Source organism: Pseudomonas sp. T8 (assembly GCF_024610635.1).
Taxonomy (GTDB): Bacteria; Pseudomonadota; Gammaproteobacteria; order Pseudomonadales; family Pseudomonadaceae; genus Aquipseudomonas; species Aquipseudomonas chlororaphis_I.
In genome coordinates this window covers 1,611,111-1,630,145 of record NZ_CP102374.1, presented here as the reverse complement: position 1 = coordinate 1,630,145, position 19,035 = coordinate 1,611,111, and the positions used below count along the sequence as shown (strand labels likewise).

At 62.7% G+C, this 19,035-nt stretch carries 20 protein-coding genes and 1 pseudogene; 10 read left to right on the top strand and 11 right to left on the bottom strand.

The genetic code is table 11. From position 1 onward, the window contains the following. Positions 1-32: 32 nt before the first annotated feature. Both NRG23_RS07090 and NRG23_RS07085 read right to left on the bottom strand, forming a co-directional pair. Positions 33-1,985: a M48 family metallopeptidase gene (locus NRG23_RS07090; RefSeq protein WP_257374204.1), complete on the bottom strand. Its 1,953-nt coding sequence runs from the start codon at positions 1,983-1,985 to the stop codon at positions 33-35. A 24-nt stretch (positions 1,986-2,009) separates the two neighbouring features. Next, entirely contained in the window at positions 2,010-2,606 is a 597-nt protein-coding gene (locus NRG23_RS07085; protein WP_009048388.1) for a LemA family protein, read from the bottom strand. Between the two features lie 280 nt (positions 2,607-2,886). Between NRG23_RS07085 and NRG23_RS07080 the strand changes: the two genes are divergently transcribed. Further along, complete coding sequence (locus NRG23_RS07080) at positions 2,887-4,530, top strand: AarF/ABC1/UbiB kinase family protein (RefSeq protein ID WP_257374200.1); 1,644 nt, start codon at positions 2,887-2,889, stop codon at positions 4,528-4,530. Positions 4,531-4,621: 91 nt separating this feature from the next. Here NRG23_RS07080 and NRG23_RS07075 read toward each other — a convergent pair whose 3' ends face one another. The 3 genes from NRG23_RS07075 to NRG23_RS07065 all read right to left on the bottom strand — a co-directional run bounded on the left by NRG23_RS07075 (position 4,622) and on the right by NRG23_RS07065 (position 6,546). Continuing rightward, entirely contained in the window at positions 4,622-4,873 is a 252-nt protein-coding gene (locus NRG23_RS07075; RefSeq protein ID WP_009048390.1) for a bacteriocin immunity protein, read from the bottom strand. A 121-nt stretch (positions 4,874-4,994) separates the two neighbouring features. Continuing rightward, positions 4,995-5,351: a DUF6572 domain-containing protein gene (locus NRG23_RS07070; RefSeq protein WP_009048391.1), complete on the bottom strand. Its 357-nt coding sequence runs from the start codon at positions 5,349-5,351 to the stop codon at positions 4,995-4,997. A 94-nt stretch (positions 5,352-5,445) separates the two neighbouring features. Then, a complete protein-coding gene (locus NRG23_RS07065) occupies positions 5,446-6,546 on the bottom strand; it encodes an S-type pyocin domain-containing protein (RefSeq protein WP_232291004.1) in 1,101 nt (366 codons plus the stop codon). 269 nt (positions 6,547-6,815) lie between these two features. On the opposite strand from NRG23_RS07065, the gene NRG23_RS07060 reads away from it, so the two are divergent. Next, positions 6,816-7,154, top strand: coding sequence for an FKBP-type peptidyl-prolyl cis-trans isomerase (locus NRG23_RS07060; protein WP_038631626.1), 339 nt, complete (start codon positions 6,816-6,818; stop codon positions 7,152-7,154). A 142-nt stretch (positions 7,155-7,296) separates the two neighbouring features. Here the strand turns inward: NRG23_RS07060 and NRG23_RS07055 are convergent, their stop codons facing one another. Both NRG23_RS07055 and NRG23_RS07050 read right to left on the bottom strand, forming a co-directional pair. Continuing rightward, complete coding sequence (locus NRG23_RS07055) at positions 7,297-7,536, bottom strand: pyocin S6 family toxin immunity protein (protein WP_038579965.1); 240 nt, start codon at positions 7,534-7,536, stop codon at positions 7,297-7,299. 8 nt (positions 7,537-7,544) lie between these two features. Continuing rightward, the gene (locus tag NRG23_RS07050; RefSeq protein ID WP_038631627.1) at positions 7,545-8,663 is read right to left on the bottom strand and encodes a colicin E3/pyocin S6 family cytotoxin; all 1,119 of its coding nucleotides are present in this window, start codon (positions 8,661-8,663) and stop codon (positions 7,545-7,547) included. A 129-nt stretch (positions 8,664-8,792) separates the two neighbouring features. Here NRG23_RS07050 and NRG23_RS07045 point away from each other — a divergent pair. The 3 genes and pseudogenes from NRG23_RS07045 to dmeF all read left to right on the top strand — a co-directional run. Further along, positions 8,793-8,953 (top strand): annotated as a pseudogene (locus NRG23_RS07045) (FKBP-type peptidyl-prolyl cis-trans isomerase); the annotation flags it as partial. Positions 8,954-9,191: 238 nt separating this feature from the next. After that, entirely contained in the window at positions 9,192-9,464 is a 273-nt protein-coding gene (locus NRG23_RS07040) for a metal/formaldehyde-sensitive transcriptional repressor (RefSeq protein WP_009048394.1), read from the top strand. A 14-nt stretch (positions 9,465-9,478) separates the two neighbouring features. Beyond that, entirely contained in the window at positions 9,479-10,435 is a 957-nt protein-coding gene (gene dmeF / locus NRG23_RS07035; RefSeq protein ID WP_028682778.1) for a CDF family Co(II)/Ni(II) efflux transporter DmeF, read from the top strand. A 2-nt stretch (positions 10,436-10,437) separates the two neighbouring features. On the opposite strand, the gene NRG23_RS07030 is transcribed toward dmeF, so the two are convergent. From NRG23_RS07030 to NRG23_RS07020, 3 genes are all read right to left on the bottom strand, one after another. After that, complete coding sequence (locus NRG23_RS07030) at positions 10,438-11,412, bottom strand: alpha/beta fold hydrolase (RefSeq protein ID WP_257374190.1); 975 nt, start codon at positions 11,410-11,412, stop codon at positions 10,438-10,440. Between the two features lie 291 nt (positions 11,413-11,703). Then, positions 11,704-12,051, bottom strand: coding sequence for an antibiotic biosynthesis monooxygenase (locus NRG23_RS07025; protein WP_009048397.1), 348 nt, complete (start codon positions 12,049-12,051; stop codon positions 11,704-11,706). Next, positions 12,051-13,193, bottom strand: a complete 1,143-nt coding sequence (locus tag NRG23_RS07020; protein ID WP_210532838.1) for a cytochrome P450 — start codon at positions 13,191-13,193, stop codon at positions 12,051-12,053. The genes NRG23_RS07025 and NRG23_RS07020 overlap by 1 nt, the downstream gene beginning before the upstream one ends. 81 nt (positions 13,194-13,274) lie before the next feature. Here NRG23_RS07020 and NRG23_RS07015 point away from each other — a divergent pair, with 81 nt between their 5' ends. Both NRG23_RS07015 and NRG23_RS07010 read left to right on the top strand, forming a co-directional pair. Then, positions 13,275-14,048 (top strand): helix-turn-helix transcriptional regulator, encoded by a 774-nt coding sequence (locus tag NRG23_RS07015; RefSeq protein WP_110175545.1) that lies wholly within the window; start codon positions 13,275-13,277, stop codon positions 14,046-14,048. 71 nt (positions 14,049-14,119) lie between these two features. Then, positions 14,120-14,617 (top strand): AAA family ATPase, encoded by a 498-nt coding sequence (locus NRG23_RS07010; RefSeq protein ID WP_257374184.1) that lies wholly within the window; start codon positions 14,120-14,122, stop codon positions 14,615-14,617. Positions 14,618-14,930: 313 nt separating this feature from the next. On the opposite strand, the gene NRG23_RS07005 is transcribed toward NRG23_RS07010, so the two are convergent. Next, positions 14,931-15,467 (bottom strand): hypothetical protein, encoded by a 537-nt coding sequence (locus NRG23_RS07005; RefSeq protein WP_146043827.1) that lies wholly within the window; start codon positions 15,465-15,467, stop codon positions 14,931-14,933. Positions 15,468-15,682: 215 nt separating this feature from the next. Here NRG23_RS07005 and NRG23_RS07000 point away from each other — a divergent pair, with 215 nt between their 5' ends. The 3 genes from NRG23_RS07000 to NRG23_RS06990 are packed head-to-tail and all read left to right on the top strand — an operon-like array spanning position 15,683 to position 18,840. Continuing rightward, positions 15,683-17,092 (top strand): circularly permuted type 2 ATP-grasp protein, encoded by a 1,410-nt coding sequence (locus NRG23_RS07000; RefSeq protein WP_009048402.1) that lies wholly within the window; start codon positions 15,683-15,685, stop codon positions 17,090-17,092. 3 nt (positions 17,093-17,095) lie between these two features. Beyond that, positions 17,096-18,046 carry an alpha-E domain-containing protein gene (locus tag NRG23_RS06995; protein WP_007925069.1) on the top strand — a complete coding sequence of 317 codons (951 nt, stop codon included), beginning with the start codon at positions 17,096-17,098 and terminating at the stop codon, positions 18,044-18,046. Next, positions 18,043-18,840 (top strand): transglutaminase family protein, encoded by a 798-nt coding sequence (locus NRG23_RS06990; RefSeq protein WP_016702799.1) that lies wholly within the window; start codon positions 18,043-18,045, stop codon positions 18,838-18,840. Before NRG23_RS06995 ends, NRG23_RS06990 begins: the two co-directional genes overlap by 4 nt. Positions 18,841-19,035 lie beyond the last annotated feature (195 nt).

Here is a 19,035-nt window from a genome sequence, read left to right as displayed (position 1 = left end):
GCTGGCGCTGGGCAGGCATGCTTGACCGGTACTCAGAGCGTGGCGGTCTGGGGGACGCTGGCAGATGCCGGGGAAGACACGGGGTCGGCGACTGCCGAGGACAGCAGCGGTGGCATCGGGCAATCCAGCACATCGGCCACGGCGCGCATCAGCTCGGCTTCGGCCACGGTGACCTGGCCGTCGTAGCAGACGCAACGGGCCATGGCCTGCAGCAGCGTCGGCCGTTCCTCGGGCATCAGCTGGCGCAGGCGCACCAGGGCGGCATCCAGGTGTTCGAGGTCGACCTGCGCCGGTTGCGGCTGGGCGAAGGGCAGGCCGGTCCAGGCATGAGCCAGGGCCAGCTGGGCCTGCTGCGCGGTCTTTTGCCCGGCGCTGGCCAGGGCGCCGAGCAGGACCGCCAGTTCTTCGCTGCGCTGGAACAGCCCCCATTTGTATTCGGGCGCCGGCAGGCCTTCGACATTGCGCTGCACGATGCGCAGCAGCGTCCACTCCAGCAGCTCGACCTGGTCGTCGGCGTCGATCAGTTGTCGCAGGTTGTCCATGAACGGCTTGCAGGCTTTCTTGTCCAGCTGCTGCAGGGCCGGAATCGACAGGTCGAGCAGCGGCAGGCGCAGGTTCGGGTCGAGGGCCGCCAGCTGTTTTTGCAGAGCTTGCAGGCAACCGAAGACCTCGGTGGGGCTGTTGGCCTCCAGCTGCGCGAGTTGCCGGCGGCGTATCGAATCGTTGGCGGACAGCAGCAGGCCATAGACCAGCGCCTGGGCGCCGGTGGTGCTGTGGGCGCTGCGCTGGAGCGCCGGGTCGAGGCTGACCAGCGCCGCTTGTGCCGTCAGCAGATGTTGCGCGTTCGGGCTGCCGATGCTGGCAATCGACTGCTTGATCGCATTCAGGTCGAAGACCAGGGCGCTGGTCGCTTGCGACTGGCGGCTGAACTCCCCGGAACTGTCCAGGCCGGCGCGGGCGGGCTCGGCCGGCAGTTCGACGGCTTCGACGGTGGGCAAGCGGCCGTCCCAGCCGGGTTCCAGGCGGCGGATCCGCGCCGAGAGGGGCGGATGGGTCGCGGACTGACCGTAGACGGAGAGGGTGGCCCCTTCACTGAAATACAAGTGGCTGTATTCGGAGCTGAAAGCGCTGTCGAGTTTCGAGCTGGCGGCATAACCGCCGATTTTTTTCAGCGCGCCGACCAGGCCGGCCGGGTTGCGGGTGAACTGCACCGCCGAGGCATCGGCGAGGAACTCGCGCTCGCGGCTGATGGCGCCCTTGATCATATTGCCGAAAAAGGTCCCGACCGAGCCCAGCAGGATCAGCGCCAGGCCACTCCACATCGCCAGCCCGCCGACCCGATTCTGTGCCAGCCGGCCGGCCTGGTTGACCCCGTTGGCCATTGCCTCGCCGGTCAAGCCGATAACCAGGATGCCGTGGACAATCGCCACCAGCCGGGTGTTGAGGCGCATGTCGCCGTTGTAGATATGGCTGAACTCATGGGCGATCACCGCCTGCAGTTCCTCACGGTTGAACACCATGATGGCGCCGCGGGTGACCCCGATCACCGCTTCCTGTGGGGTAAAGCCGGCGGCGAATGCATTGATCCCGGCATCGGGCAGCACGTACACCTGCGGTACCGGCGTGCCCGAGGCCAGGGCCATTTCCTCGACCACATTGAGCAGCCGTTGTTCTTCCAGGCCGTCCGGGTGCAGGTTGATCAGCCGGCCACCCAGGCGCTTGGCGACCACCTTGCCGCCGGCTTTCAGTTCGGAGTGCTTGCCCATGCTGCTGCCGATCACCACCAGGAACACCACCGCGGCGATCATCGCGGTCAGTTGCCAGTCGAAGCTCGGCGACTGCTTCATCTCCTTGAGAAATTGCAGCCAGAGCAGGTTCAGCGCCAGGCTGGTGACCGTCACCAGGCACAGCACGGCCAGGATCATCAGCAGCACCAGGGTGCCGGTACGCCGTTTGGCCCGGGCCTGGTGTTCAAAAAAATTCATCGGACCATCCAGGGTGACAGGGGCTTAGAACGCGACCTTGGGGGCTTCCTGGATCAGGGCGCTGTCGGCGAATTGCAGCAGGCTGGCGTCGGCGCCATGGCCAAACAGGCCGGCCAGGATCACCGGCGGGAAACTCTGCTTGTAGCTGTTGTAATCCATCACCGTGTCGTTGAAGGCCTGGCGGGCAAAGGACACTTTGTTTTCGGTGCTGGTCAGCTCTTCGCTCAGCTGTTGCATGTTCTGCGACGCCTTGAGGTCCGGGTAGGCCTCCATGCTCAGGTTCAGCCGGCCCATGGCGCTGGACAGCGCGCCTTCGGCCTGGCCCAGCTGGGCCATGTGCTGCGGGTTGCCGGGCTCGGCCGCGACAGCCTTGAGACCTGCCAACGCGGCGTTGCGCGCCGCGGTCACGGCTTCGAGGGTGTCGCGCTCGTGCTTGAGGTAAGCCTTGGCGGTTTCCACCAGGTTGGGGATCAGGTCGTAACGGCGCTTGAGCTGGACTTCGATCTGCGCGAAGGCATTCTTGAAGCGGTTCCGGCGGGCCACCAGGCCGTTGTAGACGGTGATGACGTAGACCACCAGCAGGGCCAGAACGAGCAGAACCACAATAGTTGAAACAGCCATACGGATGTCCTTATCGGCGTGCGGATTTCAGGGGGGCGCCATGGTAACCGAATTTATCGCGGGCGCCGCCATGGGCAACCGCCGGCATGCGGTCTTCGGCAGCACCTCGGACGAGGAGGCGCGTGCAATCGGCGCTGCCGCGTTCTGAATGATTGCCGCTCGTTGTGGTCGGACCTTGCAGGGTGCGTTGTCGGTGCCGGAGTCCCCGGCAGGCGCGCCACCCAACCTTGAGTCCGTCGGCCACGCCGCGGGCGTCACCTTGTGAAGGATCATCCCGACCATGCTCGAACCCACCTGGACGGCACTCAAACACCATAAGCGGGTGCATCAGATAGTCGCCGTGCTCGCGGCCTTCGGTGCCCAGGATGTGCTGCTGCGCCTGGGCCTGGGGCGCCTGCTGGGCGAGTCGCAAGCCGGTACTGAAACGCAGCCGCAGGACTCGACGCCGCAACGGGTGCGCCTGGCCCTGGAAAAACTCGGGCCGACCTTTATCAAGCTCGGGCAGATCCTCGCCAGCCGCAGCGATATCCTGCCGCCGCACTGGATCAGCGAGCTGGAGTCGTTGCACAGCAGCGCCGCGACCTTGCCCTGGAGCGAGCTGGAGGAGCAGGTGCGCGATGACCTGGGCTGCGAGCTGGCCCAGGTGTTCGCCGAGTTCGACACCGAGCCCCTGGCCGCGGCCTCTATCGCCCAGGTTTATCGCGCGCGCCTGCTCAGCGGCGAGGCGGTGGTGGTCAAGGTGCAGCGCCCCGGCCTGCGGCGCAAGATGAGCGCCGACCTGCAACTGCTGGAAGGCGTGGCGATGCTGGTGGAAGAGAACGCCGCCCTGGCTCATTACCAGCCGCGGCAGATGGTCCGGCAACTGGCCCGGGCCATGCTTGAAGAACTGGACTTCACCCAGGAAGGCCAGCATTGCGACACCGTGGCGGCGAATTTCGCCGAGCATCCGCAGATCGCCATTCCGCGTATCCATTGGCTGCACAGCAGCGAGCGCCTGCTGGTCCAGGAATTCCTACCCAGCCATACACCACTGGAACGCCAGGCCCTGATCGAGCAGGGGCTGGACCCGAGCCTGCTGGCGCAGCGCGGGGCCCAGGCCTTTATCAAGATGCTGCTGGAGGACGGCCTGTTCCACGGCGACCCACACCCCGGCAACCTGCGGGCCATGGACGACAACCGCGTCGGGTTTATCGACTTCGGCATGGTCGGGCGCCTCGACGAGCGCCGGCGCCTGGAGGTCATGGGCTTTATGCGGGCCATGACCGAGGGCAGTACCGAAGCGCTGGTGGCGGTGCTGATCGACTGGAGCGGCGAGCAGGTGCGCGACCTGTCCGCCATCGAACAGGCTGCGCGGGAATTCATGGGGCGGCACGGCGGCAAGGCGCTGAACATGAGTGCGATGATCGAGGACTTCCTCGGCCTGATGCGCGCATACCAACTGTTGCTGCCGGCCGACCTGCTGGTGCTGTTCAAGGCGCTGATCACCGCCGATGGCGTGCTCACCCGTCTCGATCCTCAGTTGGACCTGGTGGCCACCGCGCGCCCGGCCATCAGCCAGATGCTCAAGCAGCAGTTCAGCTGGAAGCTCGCTCGCCGCCTGGGCCTCGACGGCCTGGAGCTGGGCCGCGGCGTCGCCGTCGAACTGCCGCAGTTGACCCGCCTGCTGATCAACCGCCTGAAACACGGCGTGGTCGACCTGCGCCTCGACATGCCGGGCGTCGAGCGCCTGGAAAAATCCCTGCGCCTGGCCTCGACCCGCGTGTCCCTGGCCCTGCTGATCAGTGCGCTGCTGATCGCCTTTGGCCCACAGCTCGCCGCGGCCGGCCCGGCCTGGCAGGGGTTGTCGGTGGTGGGCTGGCTGGCGGGAGGGGCGACTGTGGGTGGGTTGCTGGCGTTTGTCTGGAGTTTGTTCAAGAGTTCTTGAGGGGGGAGGTTGAGCGTGGGGATCATGTCCGGTGCTGCACATTCCAGATGTGCCTGAGTTCCTCCTTGGTGTTTGCGTTCAGCACCTTTGATCAGATCTTGAAACCCGGTAGGCCCTTGTCACGGCAATAGCTGCTGACAGTCCGCGTTACGCCATCGGCTGAATCGTCTTCCCCAGCCTCTGGATAGAACAGTAAATCGTTCCCTGCTGGATGGGGAACGATCTTGTTGAAGTGATCGACAAGCTCGGCTCGCTCTTCCTCAGTTCGTGCATTTTCAATCGCTTGGATCAGAGCCTTGAATTCCTGTTCGGTGTAGTAAGCCAAATGGCTCTTCAATTCCATTACTCAACTCTCCCTATGAGAGCCCACATTGAATGGGCTTTTCTTTTTCTGTCAGTTCTTGATCCCTGTAGCCAGAGCTTTGGCGCCTTGCCCTCTCCCCTAAGCTGGAGCGCATCGCCGGTCACTCGTTGTCTGTCACATCGTCTTGTTTAAGCACGAACTCTAGGCCAATGCCTACTTCCTTTAACACCTCGGTAGCGCGATCAACAAGGAGTTCACCTTGCTCTGAAAGCTCATACTTCCCGATGATGCGGATGATGGGGGACTTACCAAGGGCGCCGGGAATCTCGGTGTAGATGTCGCCGCTTTCGATGAAAGCGATGTACGCATTCAGCTTTTCTTGAAGCGCAAGAAGGTGCTCGCCCTGTTCGGTTTTGTCAGCCCACCCAAGATGGTCTGTGATCCCGAGAACTATTTTGTTGTGATCCCATTTTGGGATTCCCCACATGTCGATGACTTCGGTATCTGTAACTGACATAGCTGTTCCTTGATTGCGTTAGTCTATTTTCGGTCGCAAGATTTGTACTCGGGTTGGCGGTATAACCGTTCCTCCGGGGAAGCCAGGTTTACCTTTACCAACAATGACTCCGCCGCTCTCTTCGATTTCCGGGAACGCCAGCTTTTGATTGCGTGTAAGTGGTGCATCCGACGCACGCAATGTCTCCGTTCGCGTCCCTGCCAATCATATCGAGACGAGTTCTGGTGCCGCTCTTTGTTTTCAGCGTTACCTGTTGAGTTGACTCGTCCATTTCTTCGGCAAATGGAGGGTAAGCCTTATCTTCAAAAGCAGCGCCAGCCGTCTTGTTCTTCTCCAACTGTGTACTGAGCACAATGTAGATTGGCTCAATCCCCGAGTCAGGGAACCAGATAATTGCATCTCGGAATTCAGGTGGATGTGCGGGGTTCGCCAACACCGTGTCAGATTGTGCTGTAGGTGGATACACCCAAACAGGTGGCAACTGTGACGCGCCTTCCAGTGCAGGAATACCCAGTACACCGTCACCGCTTGCCGCTGGTGTCCAAGTGAGGCCGATCCCGTTGCCAATGTCGGCGATAAACTTCTCACCGTCTTTCCTGCCCTCAATGACTGGGACATTTTCCCAATCCGTCTTGCCGCCCGTGTAGAAGCCATAGGCGTTAACGGAGCCATCCGGCAAGGTCTTCACATTGACACGAACACGTGTGCGGCCTGTCTTGAGCATTGCGTACTGCTCATTCTTATAGAAGGCACTGTCAGGCGAAATGCTGGTGTTTGGAATCAGCAACGCAACAGTGCCCACTACAGCGCCAGTAGCAACAACACCTGACCCTTCCAGCAATGTGAGAGCCAATGATCCGCCAAGACGTTTGGCAATGGCGCTGCCAGTGGCAGAGCCGCCCACCAATTGGAGAGAGGAACCTTGCGCTGTGATTGCCGTCCCGGTAGCTAATACAGCCCATAGCCCGTAATCAGCCAGCTTCTCAACAGGCACAAATCCGGCCGGATTCTTGTGATCGATCACACCGTCAGGCAGGTTGCAGCTTTTGACAAAGACACAACCCATGGTGGCGGGCTTGTCTTCTGCCTTTGGCGGCAGGTCCTTGTATTCCGCCCAGCGCTGGGCGCCAAGATCGACGGGCTCTACACCCTTGTTGCGATAGCCCTTCGGGGCGTTCGGTACGTAGCCACTCATCCCTGTTCGCGTCCACATTGTCCATAAAGAAAGCCCCCGTCAGAGGGGAGCGAAGAGCATTTGCAGTTGGCTTAGGGACGCTAGTGGATGCGGCTATGGAGGGTCTGTAGGGACAATCTGAAAAATGCTGGCTGGGCCAGGCGGCATCGATAATGTGCCCTGCCTCAGCCCCCTCCAGGAGCATGCCTGACAAGTCGCGAGGCGGAAAATTTGCTATTTTCCGCACCCTCGGCCGCCACTGTCGGCTGCCTCCAACAGAGAGTGAATAGATGAGCGACCTGTTACAGGTGATCGATATCGAAGTGGGCGAGGGCAAGGCGGTGGTCAAGGGCGCCTTGATCACCTCCCAGTACCGCGGTTTCCTGGAAGACGGCACGCCCTTCGATTCGTCCTGGGAGCGTGGCAAGCCGTTCCAGTGCGTGATCGGCACCGGGCGGGTGATCAAGGGCTGGGACCAGGGCCTGATGGGCATGCAGGTCGGCGGCAAGCGCAAGCTCTTGGTGCCGGCGCACCTGGGTTACGGCGAGCGCTCGATGGGCAAGATCCCGCCGAACTCCAATCTGGTGTTCGAGATCGAACTGCTGGAAGTCCTGACTCGCGACGACTGATTTCGCCCATCGCCCAGGCCGGGGCGCTGCCTGGCCTGGGCGCGTTATGCGGGCTCTATCTTTACTTTCTGGCCTGAAAACTCACGCTCTTGTAAACGTGTATCGATTCTCTGGGGCGTGGGTGGGGCTAGAAAATATGTCCCTATGCTTCAACGCCAATGTACAGTTTCAAATCAGTTGGGAGTGGTTGCCCTATGATTTCTGATATTGCTGTTATTTGTTCATTGGTTAGCAGCCATTCGCCTTCCGCCATGGCGTTAAGGCTGGTATGGCCGAGAGTTTCTACAATTTGCTTGTTATAGGTGCTGTCTACATCAAGCTCATACTTGAGCGAGTCATCTTCTCTGCTATTGAGCAAAAAACCAGTAATACACAAGTACATAAACACCTCTATTTTTCTACTGTTCGACCGGGTTTGACGGGCTTGGTCTGCTCACCCGTTTCAGGGTCGAATTCGCCAAGATGCTTCCCTTGTTTATCGTATATTTCGACCGCGCCATGCTGGCTGTCCCACTCGTAAATACGGCCTTTACGATCCTTCCAGCGTTTACGCATTGCTCCTCCGCCTTGAACCCTGGTTTTAGAGTCTGCTCTTACCGCGTCAGGAAAAGCTGTCAGGCCTTTAGGTGGTGGATAATAGCTATGGTCTCCCGGAACACTCAGCGAAATATAAATCGGCTGAATATCGGTGCTGGGAAACCAGATAATCGCGTCTTGGTAGTCGGGCGGATGCACTGGGTTGACCAGTATCTTATCGGCCTGCTCAGTGGGAGGGTAAACCCACACAGGTGGTAGTTGCGGGGCACCTTCTAGAGCAGGAATACCTAGGGCACTGTCAGGGCTCGCCGCTGGCGTCCAAGTGAGTCCAATCCCGTTACCGATGTCTGCGACGTAGTTTTCGCCGTCCTTCTTAGCCTTGATGACTGGAGCATTCTCCCAGTCCGTTTTACCGCCTGTGTAGAACCCGTAAGCGTTAACGGAGCCGTCCGGCAAGGTCTTCACGTTGACTCGCACACGAGTGCGGCCAGCATCAAGCGTGGAGTACTGATCGTTTTTGTAAAATGCGCTATCGGGGGAAATGCTGGTGTTTGGTATTAACAGGGCAATTGTGCCCCCAACAGCGCAAGCCGCGACGGCTCCGGCACTTTCTAGCAGTGTGAGAAAAAGTGATCCGCCAAGACGTTTGGCAATGGCGCTGCCAGTGGCAGAGCCGCCCACCAATTGGAGAGAGGAACCTTGCGCTGTGATTGCCGTCCCGGTAGCTAATACAGCCCATAGCCCGTAATCAGCCAGCTTCTCAACAGGCACAAATCCGGCCGGATTCTTGTGATCGATCACACCGTCAGGCAGGTTGCAGCTTTTGGCAAAGACACAACCCATGGTGACGGGTTTGTCTTCTGCCTTTGGCGGCAGGTCTTTGTATTCGGCCCAGCGTTGGGCGCCCAGATCGACGGGCTCTACACCCTTGTTGCGATAGCCCTTCGGGGCGTTCGGTACGTAGCCACTCATCCGTGTTCGCGTCCACATTGTCCATAAAGAAAGCCCCCGTCAGAGGGGAGCGAAGAGCATTTGCAGTTGGCTTCGGGACGCTAGTGGATTCGGTTATGGAAGGTCTGTAGGGACAATCTGAAAAATGGTGGCTGGGACCAGGGCCTGATAGGCATGCAGGTCGGCGGCAAGCGCAAGCTCTTGGTACCGGCGCACCTGGGCTACAGCAGCGCTCGATGGGTAAGATCCCGCCGAATTCCAACCTGGTGTTCGAGATCGAGTTGCTGGAAGTCCTGACTCGCGACGACTGATTTCGCTTATTGGCCAGGTCAGGGCTCTGCCTGATCGGGCCGCGTTACCCGGGCTGGGCGTGGGCTCGAACAGAATCGCCACGCCCTTGCTCCCTAGATCTCCCTTGAAATCGTGCTTCCGTGCTTTCGCCAGGCGGGGCCAGGTTGTGGCTGGTTGAAACGCAACGGGCTTTGGCCTCTTGCGTCTGTTCCAGTCATCGGCCAGGATGGGTGCCATATAGGTATAGGGGGTATAGGTATGTCGCACACGCACGCACAGAAAGACGATCTGCTCAAACGGGTCCGGCGCATTCTTGGCCAGGTGCAGGCCGTGGAGCGGGCCCTGGAGTCCGGCGCGGAGTGCGCCAAGACCCTGCACCTGGTGGCGGCCACCCGCGGCGCGATTAACGGCCTGATGGGGGAAATCATCGAGGCCCATGCCCTGGAGCATGTGGCTCACCCCGAACTCAGCGATGAAGAACGGGCCAAGGGCGTGAACGAACTGCTCGAAGCCATTCGACGTTATTCCTGACCGGAGACCACCCCATGCGCCTCACCTTGCCCTCTGCAGGCTTGACCCACGACCACCACTTCCTCGGTGCCGCCCACGATGAAAACGCCCGGCGCACGCTGTGGGTGGTGGCGCTGACCTTCATCATGATGATCGGCGAAATCGCCGCCGGTTATCTCACCGGTTCCATGGCCTTGCTGGCCGACGGCTTCCATATGGCGACCCATGCCGGGGCCCTAGGCATCGCGGCGGCGGCCTACGGTTTCGCCCGGCGCAATGCCGACAATGCGCGCTTCAGTTTCGGCACCGGCAAGGTCGGCGACCTGGCGGGGTTCGCCTCGGCGCTGATCCTCGGCCTGGTGGCCATCGGCATCGCCGGCGAGTCGTTGCTGCGGCTGTTGCAGCCGACCCAGGTGGCGTTCACCGAGGCGACCGTGATCGCCGTGGTCGGGCTGCTGGTGAATATTGTCAGCGCCTTGCTGCTTTCCGGCGGCCATGCCCATCACGGCCATGATCACGCTCATCAGCCTGCTCATGAGCATCCGCATCCGCATTCACACGGGCACGGCCATCACCACGACAACAACCTGCGCTCGGCCTACGTCCATGTGCTGGCCGATGCCCTGACCTCGGTCCTGGCCATCGCCGCCTTGCTGGCGGGGCGTTATCTGGGGTGGGTCTGGCTCGACCCGGTGATGGGTGTGGTCGGCGCGTTGGTCATCGGGCGTTGGGCCTATGGCTTGATGAAGTCCAGCGCGGCGGTGCTGCTCGACACCACGGACGAACACCTGGCCGGCGAGATTCGCCAATCGGTGGAAGCCGCCGGCGATGCGCGCATCACCGACCTGCATGTGTGGCAGGTGGGCCCGCAGGCGCGGGCGGCGATCGTCAGTGTGGTAGCGGCTGCCGGCGTCAGCGCCGAAACCATCCGCCAGCGCCTGGCGCCGGTCCACGAACTGGCGCACCTCACCCTCGAATATCGCAGCCTGTAACGCTAGGCCCCTGTCTGCACGGCAGGCGGGCAGGGGTAGTTCCTCCCAAGAAAATCCAGTAACCGCAGATTGACCTCTTCCGCCCGTTCGCTCTGGATCCAGTGCCCGCAATCCGCCAGCCGATGCTGTTCCAGGCGTGGCACCTTGCCGGGCATGCGCTCCATAGTGCGAGCTTCCAACTGACCCACCGGGTCGCGGTCGCCGATCATGAACAGCGTGGGTTGGCTCACCTGGCGTTCGCCCAGGTGTTCGGTCCGCTGCCAGTTGCGCTCGAAGTTGCGGTACCAGTTCAAGGCGCCGCGAAAACCTCGCCCCGCAAAGGTGCGTCGGTACACCGCAAAGTCCTCTGGCGTGCACCAGGCGGGCGGTGCCTGGTGCGGCGGCATGCCGTCGAACAGCAGGGCCGACGGACTCTTCTCATCCAGCAGGTGTTCGCAGTCGTGCATGAAATGCAGCAGGCTGCGGTCGATGTCGGCGTCCAGTTCCCGCTCGGCGACGCCGGGCTCCTGGAAGTACAGGATGTAGTTGAAACGCTCGGCGAACAGCTCGGCCATGATCTCCACGGCCGGGCGTTTGGGGCGGCCGGCGAAAGGCACCGAGAGGGTCACCAGGGCCTTGACCCGCTGCGGCTCCAGCAGCGCCAGGTGCCAGGCGACCACGGCGCCCCAGTCGTGACCGACGATGCAGGCCTGCTGCTGGCCCAGGGCATCCATCGCCTGCTGGATATCCGCGCACAGGGTCAGCACGTCATAGGCGGCTACCTCCTCTGGGGCGCTGCTGTCGCCGTAGCCACGCATCTGCGGGATCAGCACCCGGTAGCCGGCGGCCGTCAGCGGCGCGACCTGCCGGCGCCACGAATACCAGCACTCGGGAAAACCGTGCAGCAGCCACACCGGCGGGCCGTCTAGCGGGCCGTCGGCATGCAGGTGCAATTCGATGCCGTTGAGCTTCAGGGCATGTTGGGTGATCTGGCTCATGATGGTGTCCTCCCAAGTCCAGGCATGACCCTAGGCTCTGTACGAAAAGTGGCTGCGCGCTGGGCGCCTTCGGCGTTACGCAGGCCATGCTGCGTGCTGGGCGCCTCCGGCGCTACGCAAAAACAGGCTCGGAATGCTCATTTAGGCCCCTAAAGTCGAACGCGACCCCGGCCGTTCCTCGCCTGTTTTTGCCTTGCCTGACCTTCGCTCGCCGACTTTTCGTACAGACCCTAGCAGAAGCACGGTGACCTTCTGACCACCATTCATTGGTCGAATAGGCGCCCAGCAGTTTTACCCGGCATGGGCCCGGCGACTGTCCGCCGGCGCCTGGTCGCGCTGGGTCAGCCCGTAGTCGCGCGCCACTGCGGCGACCCGCAGCCGGTAGTCGGCGAACACCTGGGTCCGCCCCAGGGCCTGGGCCGTGCGATGGCGTTCCAGGGTGCGCCAGGCCTCGACCGCTTGCTCGTCGCGCCAGAACGACAGGGACAGCAGCTTGTCCGGCTCGCTCAGGCTCTGGAAACGTTCGATGGAAATGAACCCGTCGATCTCCAGCAGCAGCGGTTTCAGCGCGGCGGCGAGGTCCAGGTAACGCTGGCGATGTTCCGGGCGGGGCAGGGCTTCGAATATCACGGCGATCATCAGTGCGACTCCGGCAGGAGGGTGAACAGGGGGATGCGTCCGTTGAGCGAGGGCTTGTAGGTCCAGGCGATGGGCTGATCGAGGGTCGATTGTGGCAGCAGCGCGCCGACCACCGCGCTGGCGATGCTCAGGGCCAGGGCCTGGCCGGGGCATTGGTGGCGGCCGCTGCCAAAGCTGAAACTGCGCCGGGCCTCACGTTCAAGCAGCAGGCGGTCCGGCTCCGGGTTCAGTTGCGGGTCGCGGTTGGCCGAGGCCAGCAGCACCAGCACTACAGCGCCCGGCTCCAGCGTTACCCCGGCGATGCGGCAAGGCGCGGCGACGAAGCGCCGGGTGTTCTGCACCGGCGGATCGTGACGCTGCACTTCGGCCAGCAGGTCGGCGATCCGGTTGGGCGTCGCCCGCAGGTCCGCGAGTAACTGGCGATCGTTCAGCAGGGCGCAGAGGCTGTTGCCGATCAGCCCGGCGCTGGCCTCGAAGGTCTGGGACAACAGGCCGATCAGGTTGCCGATCAGGCTGTCATGCTCCTGCCTGCCGAAGCCGTTGACGATCCGCTGCAACAGCGGGCTGACGGGGGCCTGATCGAGCAATACCTCGAAGTGTCGGCTCAACGCTTCGGCTGCCCGGTGGGCGGCCTCCCGTTGTGCCTGATTGCTGGCCGGCGACAGGCAGGCGACAAAGTCTCGGGTCAGCCCGGCAATCTCGGGCAACTGGTGCGCGGCAAAGCCTAGCAGCCCGGCGACCACCGCCACCGGCAGGCGGAACTGGCAATCGTGCAGCCTGGCAGTGGTATCCCTTGGCAGGCCCAGCAGCAGGGCGGCGACCCGCTGCTGGATTTCCTCGGCATATACCTGTTGCAGGCCCGGCTCGACCGCGGCCCGCGGGCAACGCTGGCGTTCGCCGTCGTTCATCCGCATCAGTTGGCCGAACACTGTGCCGGCGGCGCCGTCGGCTATGGCCCGGGGCACCGGCTCGTGGGCGGGACGTACCCGGCACTCGGGATGGGCCAGCACCGCGGCCACCGCTGCGGCGCTGCTGGCCAGCCACATCCCCAGCCTGGGGTCGAAGGCCAGCCCATCCCGGACCCGCAGGCTGGCGTAGTAAGGGTAGGGATCGGCGTGGGTGACGGCGGTGATCGGGTCCATGACGGGCGGCCTTATTCGCGGGGGAGAAGTGTTGCTACTATCGGCAACCTGCGAAGGGCACGATTCGTTCGGGAGCGAAATATGAATGCACAACAGCACGACAACGCCGTATCCCAGGTCGCCGCGGCCATTGCCGAGCCGGCGCGGACGAAGATGCTCTGCGCGTTGATGGACGGCCATGCGCGCACCAGCACCGAGCTGGCGGCGATCGCCGATGTCAGCGCCTCCACCGCCAGCGCGCACCTGGGCAAGCTCAAGGACCTGGCCCTGGTGCGCCTGCATGTGCAGGGCCGCCATCGCTACTACAGCCTGGCCGACAAGCGCGTGGCCCAGGCCCTGGAGGCCCTGATGGTGATCGGCCGCAACGCCATGCCAGCTTTCAGCCCACGCACCCCGGACCGCCTGCAGTTCGCCCGTACCTGCTACGACCATATGGCCGGCACCCTGGCGGTGCAGTTGCATGACCGCCTGCTCGACGCCGGCTGGTTGCAGGAGCCGCAGGAGGGCGCCCAGGAGTACAGCCTGAGCCCGGCCGGCGAAGGGTTTTTCGCCGGATTGGGTATCGATGTGCAGGCCCTGGCGACCTTGCGTCGACGCTTTGCCTGCCCGTGCCTGGACTGGAGCATGCGCCGCCCGCATCTGGGTGGTGCGCTGGGAGCCGCGTTGTTGCAGGAGGCGATCCGGCGCAAATGGCTGACCCAGGACCTGGACAGCCGGGCGCTGGGATTGACCGCCCTGGGGCGCAAGGAGCTTGCCACTCGGTTCGCGGTCCAGCTCGAAGAGCCCGACAGCCCAACCCTGCGGGTCGGGAGCGCTGCCAAACCGGATCGGCCGTCCGTTACCCAGGCTTCATAGGCCGGTCCACAACCCCATGGCTGGCGCTGCTGTCAGCCTGCGCATGCAGTGCTTTGCTTGGAGTTCTCCCTATGCTCATCGTCTTCAGTGGCCTGCCCGGCAGCGGCAAGACCACCATCGCCCGGGCACTGGCCAGCCATCTGCGGGCCGCCTATCTGCGCATCGACTCTATCGAGCAGGCGCTGCGCAACGGCGGCTTGGCGGAGGTCGGCAAGGCCGGGTACGAGGTCGCCAATGCCCTGGCCCGCAGCAACCTGGCCCTGGGCAACCGGGTGGTGGCCGATTGCGTCAATCCGGTCGCCGAAAGCCGCCAGGCCTGGCAGGACATTGCCGAGGCCGAGCAAAGCCCTTTGCTGAATGTCGAGGTGGTTTGCACGGATATTGCCGAGCACCGGCGCCGGGTGGAAAGCCGTGAGGCGGATGTGCCCGGCCTGCGACCACCGAGCTGGCAGTCGGTGCTCGATCATGATTACCAGGCCTGGAGCAGCGAGCGCTTGAGGCTGGACAGCGCTGTGCTGGCGCCGGCAGCGGCGGTGCGGATCATCCTCGAACACCTGGAAACCTTGTAGTACCTGACCCACCGCGATGCCTGGATCGCCAGCAAGCTGGCTCCTACACGTTTTGCGGTGTGTGCGAGTAGCTATTTATCCGCGAATCACTGTAGGAGCGAGCTTGCTCGCGATGGCGGCGTGCCTGATTCACCCTGGTGCCTGGATCGCCAGCAAGCTGCGCTCCTACAGGTTCGGTGGTGGGGGGGAGGGCGGCGATAAATCCTGGCTGATTGCACTGAATCAATAAAAAGTGGAATGAAGAGTTCGGCGGATAACGTCGGCGAACGTTATTCCTTTGGGCGCGAACCGTGCACAGTCGGAACTACCCGATTCAATCCTGTCCGACACTTTTACAAACTAGCGCTGGCGAAAAGCTGAAATTGCGCCAATAGTTGGCGCTATTGGGTGTTTCGTTCGCCGTTGGTGCGTTTTCCGGACCGCTAATGGTGCGCTGTTCTTTCTCTCGGCAGGCCGCGTCAACTCTTGCTTTGTGCAAAGCGATAACAGCTGCTTTGCCAAAAATCCCCGTGTCAGGGCAAAAAAACCTTCCTCGACAGTTTCTGCACTTTTTTCGTTCGCGCCAGTGTTGTGCAAAGCCGTTCCGGCGGCCTTCCGGATAAAACGTTTCAGCATCAACAGGGAGTGGAGCCCCCTGGTTGAGTGAAAAGTGTCGCCAAAGTGTCATTTTTCCACCCTTGGGGACTTTATTCGCGGGGAGACGGGATTTGGGCACAGCGATTGCTAAAGCAGATAGACAGCCTTTGAAATCCAACGAAGTGTGCTGTTGAAGTTTCGGAAAACTTTCAGTTTGAAAGTTCACATTAAAACGAAAAAGGAGGTGACGAGTTCCACAACCAATGGACGTCATCGCGGGCGATCCATTGCCGAAAATCCATACGGGAAGTTTCGCCAAACGACTGGCGTCAATAAGTGGGGGTATTTCCGTCGGCATCGAGCGGAATATTCAAGCCGCACAATGAGGTGCACAACAGAACAGTTTCTATCGCTCAGCGTAAGGCCCGATTTATTGAAACAGAGAGTTTAAATAAAAAAGCCGTTTAAACCACGGCGAGGAGTTGGGGTATGTCCCGTGCTTTTTTTAACGAAATGTATGATGCGAGTGGTGGCTGCCGCCCACATTACCAGGAGTTCGCCCGCTGGCTGGCGGACACCCCCGTGGAGCTGCTGGACCAGCGTCGGCGCGAAGCCGACCTGCTGTTCCACCGCGCTGGCATCACCTTCACGTTGTACGGTGACGAGCAAGGCACTGAACGGCTGATTCCCTTCGACATCATCCCGCGCAGCATCAAGGCCAGCGAATGGCGGAACGTCGAGCGCGGCTGCATCCAGCGGGTCCAGGCATTGAACATGTTCCTGGCCGATATCTACCACGGGCAACGCATTCTCAAGGAGGGCATCATCCCGGCCGAGCAGGTGCTGGCCAACGAGGGTTACCAGGTGGCGATGCGCGGCCTGGACCTGCATCGCAATATCTATTCGCACATCTCCGGCGTCGACCTGGTGCGTGACGGCGACGGCAGCTACTACGTGCTGGAAGACAACCTGCGCACCCCCAGCGGCGTGAGCTACATGCTCGAAGACCGCAAGATGATGATGCGCCTGTTCCCCGAGCTCTTCGCCGCGCAACGGGTGGCGCCCATCGACCACTACCCGAACCTGCTGCTCGATACCCTGAAAAGCTCCAGCCCGCTGGACAACCCGACGGTGGTGGTGCTGACCCCGGGGCGTTTCAACAGCGCCTATTTCGAGCATGCGTTCCTGGCCCGGGAGATGGGCGTGGAACTGGTGGAAGGCGCCGACCTGTTCGTGCGCGATGACCGCGTATTCATGCGCACCACCTCCGGCGCCCAGGCGGTGGATGTGATCTACCGTCGCCTCGACGACGCCTTCCTCGACCCCTTGTCGTTCAACCCCGATTCCATGCTCGGCGTGCCCGGGCTGATCGCCGCCTACCGTTCCGGCAACGTGGTGCTGGCCAACGCGGTGGGCACCGGGGTGGCGGACGACAAGTCGATCTACCCCTATGTCGACGAGATGATCCGTTTCTACCTGAGCGAGGAACCGATCCTGAAGAACGTGCCGACCTGGCAATGCCGCAAGCCCGCGGAGCTGTCCCACGTACTGGCCAACCTGCCGGACCTGGTAGTCAAGGAAACCCAGGGTTCCGGCGGCTACGGCATGCTGGTGGGGCCGGCGGCCACGGCGGCGGAGATCGAAGACTTCCGTGCCCGGCTCAAGGCCCGTCCGGAAGCCTATATCGCCCAACCCACCCTGTGCCTGTCGACCTGCCCGACCTTTGTCGAGAACGGCATCGCGCCGCGGCATATCGACCTGCGCCCGTTCGTCCTGTCGGGCAGCGAAACCCGTCTGGTGCCGGGCGGCCTGACCCGCGTGGCCTTGCGCGAAGGCTCGCTGGTGGTGAACTCGTCGCAAGGCGGCGGCACCAAAGACACCTGGGTCGTGGAGGATTGACCGATGCTTTCAAGAACCGCTGCAGACCTCTACTGGATGTCCCGTTACCTGGAGCGCGCCGAGAACCTGGCGCGCATGCTCGAAGTCAGTTACTCGCTGTCGCTGATGCCCCAGGCGGGGCGTAGCGATGGCCATGCCGAGCTGGCGATGTCGCTGCTGGCCGCCGGCACCCTGGACGATTACAACCAGCGTTACGGCGAGCTGAACACCGAACGCATGCTGCACTTCTTCGCCCTCGACGAAACCAACCCCGGCAGCATCTATTGCTGCCTGCGGGCGGCACGGACCAACGCCCATGCGGTGCGCGGGCGGATCACCGCCGACATGTGGGAAAACATCAACGCCACCTGGCTGGAGATGCGCAACATCGCCAAGAGTGGCCTGGGACGCTACGGCATCAGCCATTTCTGCGAATGGGTCAAGGAGCGTTCGCACCTGTTCCGTGGCGCGACCTCGGGCACCATCATGCGCAACGATGCCTATTGCTTCATTCGCCTGGGCACCTTTATCGAGCGGGCCGACAACACCCTGCGCCTGCTGGACGCGCGCTACGAAATGTTCGGCGAGGAGTCGGAGGAGGTCAGCGACAACTCGGCCCGTGGCTACTACCAGTGGAGCGCCTTGCTCCGCGCCCTGTCCTCGTTCGAGGCGTTCAACGAGATCTACCGCAACGCGCCGGGGGCCGAGCAGGTGTCCGAGATGCTGCTGTTGCGCGCCGACGTACCGCGCTCGCTGCACGCCTGCGTCGAGGAGCTGGACCAGATCCTCGCCAGCCTGCCGGGCAACAACGGCCGTCCGGCCCAGCGCCTGGCCGCCGAGCTGAACGCGCGCCTGCGCTACACCGGGATCGACGAGATCCTCGCGTCGGGCCTGCATCTGTGGCTGAGCGATTTCATCGCGCAGATCCGTCACCTGGGGCAGACCGTCCACGAATCCTATCTGGAGGTTGTATGAAACTTTCCATACGCCACGACACCACCTACAGCTACGCCGATGAAGTCTGCACCAGCATCCAGTTCCTGCGCCTGACCCCGCAGAACAGCGAGCGCCAGCACATCCTCGAATGGCACCTGGAACTGCCGCGCCTGGTGCGCAGCCAGCTCGATCCCTACGGCAATATCCTGCACGTGCTGACCATGGACGAGCCCCATGGCGCCCTGGTCCTGAGCGCCTATGGCCAGGTGGAAATCGACCAGGCCCGGGAGGTGGAGCACGACAGCCTGTCGCCGTTGCCATTCCTGCGCAGCAGCCCGCTGACCAAGGCCGACGCCGCCCTCAGCGCTTTCGCCGCGCAGCACTGCGGCACCCGGCGCGACCGCGCGGCGCTGATCGAGCTGATGCACGCCCTGGCCGCACACATGGTCTACAGCCCGGGCGCGACCACGGTGGACACCACCGCGGCCGAGGCTTTCGCCGGCGGGGTCGGGGTCTGCCAGGACCACACCCATGCGTTCCTGGCCTGCGCCCGCGGCCTGGGGATTCCCGCGCGTTATGTCTCCGGCTACCTGTGCACCGAAGACGAAAGCCACCTGGCCAGCCACGCCTGGGCCGAGGCCTGGATCGACGGCGGCTGGTACAGTTTCGACGTGACCAACCGCCTGGCGCGGCCGGAACGGCACCTGAAGCTGGCGGTCGGCCTCGACTACCTCGACGCCTGCCCGGTGCGTGGCATGCGTCGCGGCGGCGGCGCCGAGCACATGCTGGCACAGGTCCAGGTGAACTCGATGTTCCAGGTCCAGCACCAGTAACCGCGGCCTTTCCCGCACCATCGGGCATGCCGGCCCCGGCATGCCCACCTCTTGGGCGTAGCAGCCCTGCATGGCCCATCTGCGCTTTCTGTCGTCGACTTTCTCAGCGACTTTCGGACTTTTCCTAAAGACAGTCTTTCCCCCCGGCCCCTAGCATGCGCCGCTCCGCAGGCCTGCAACGCAGCAAGCCAGGCG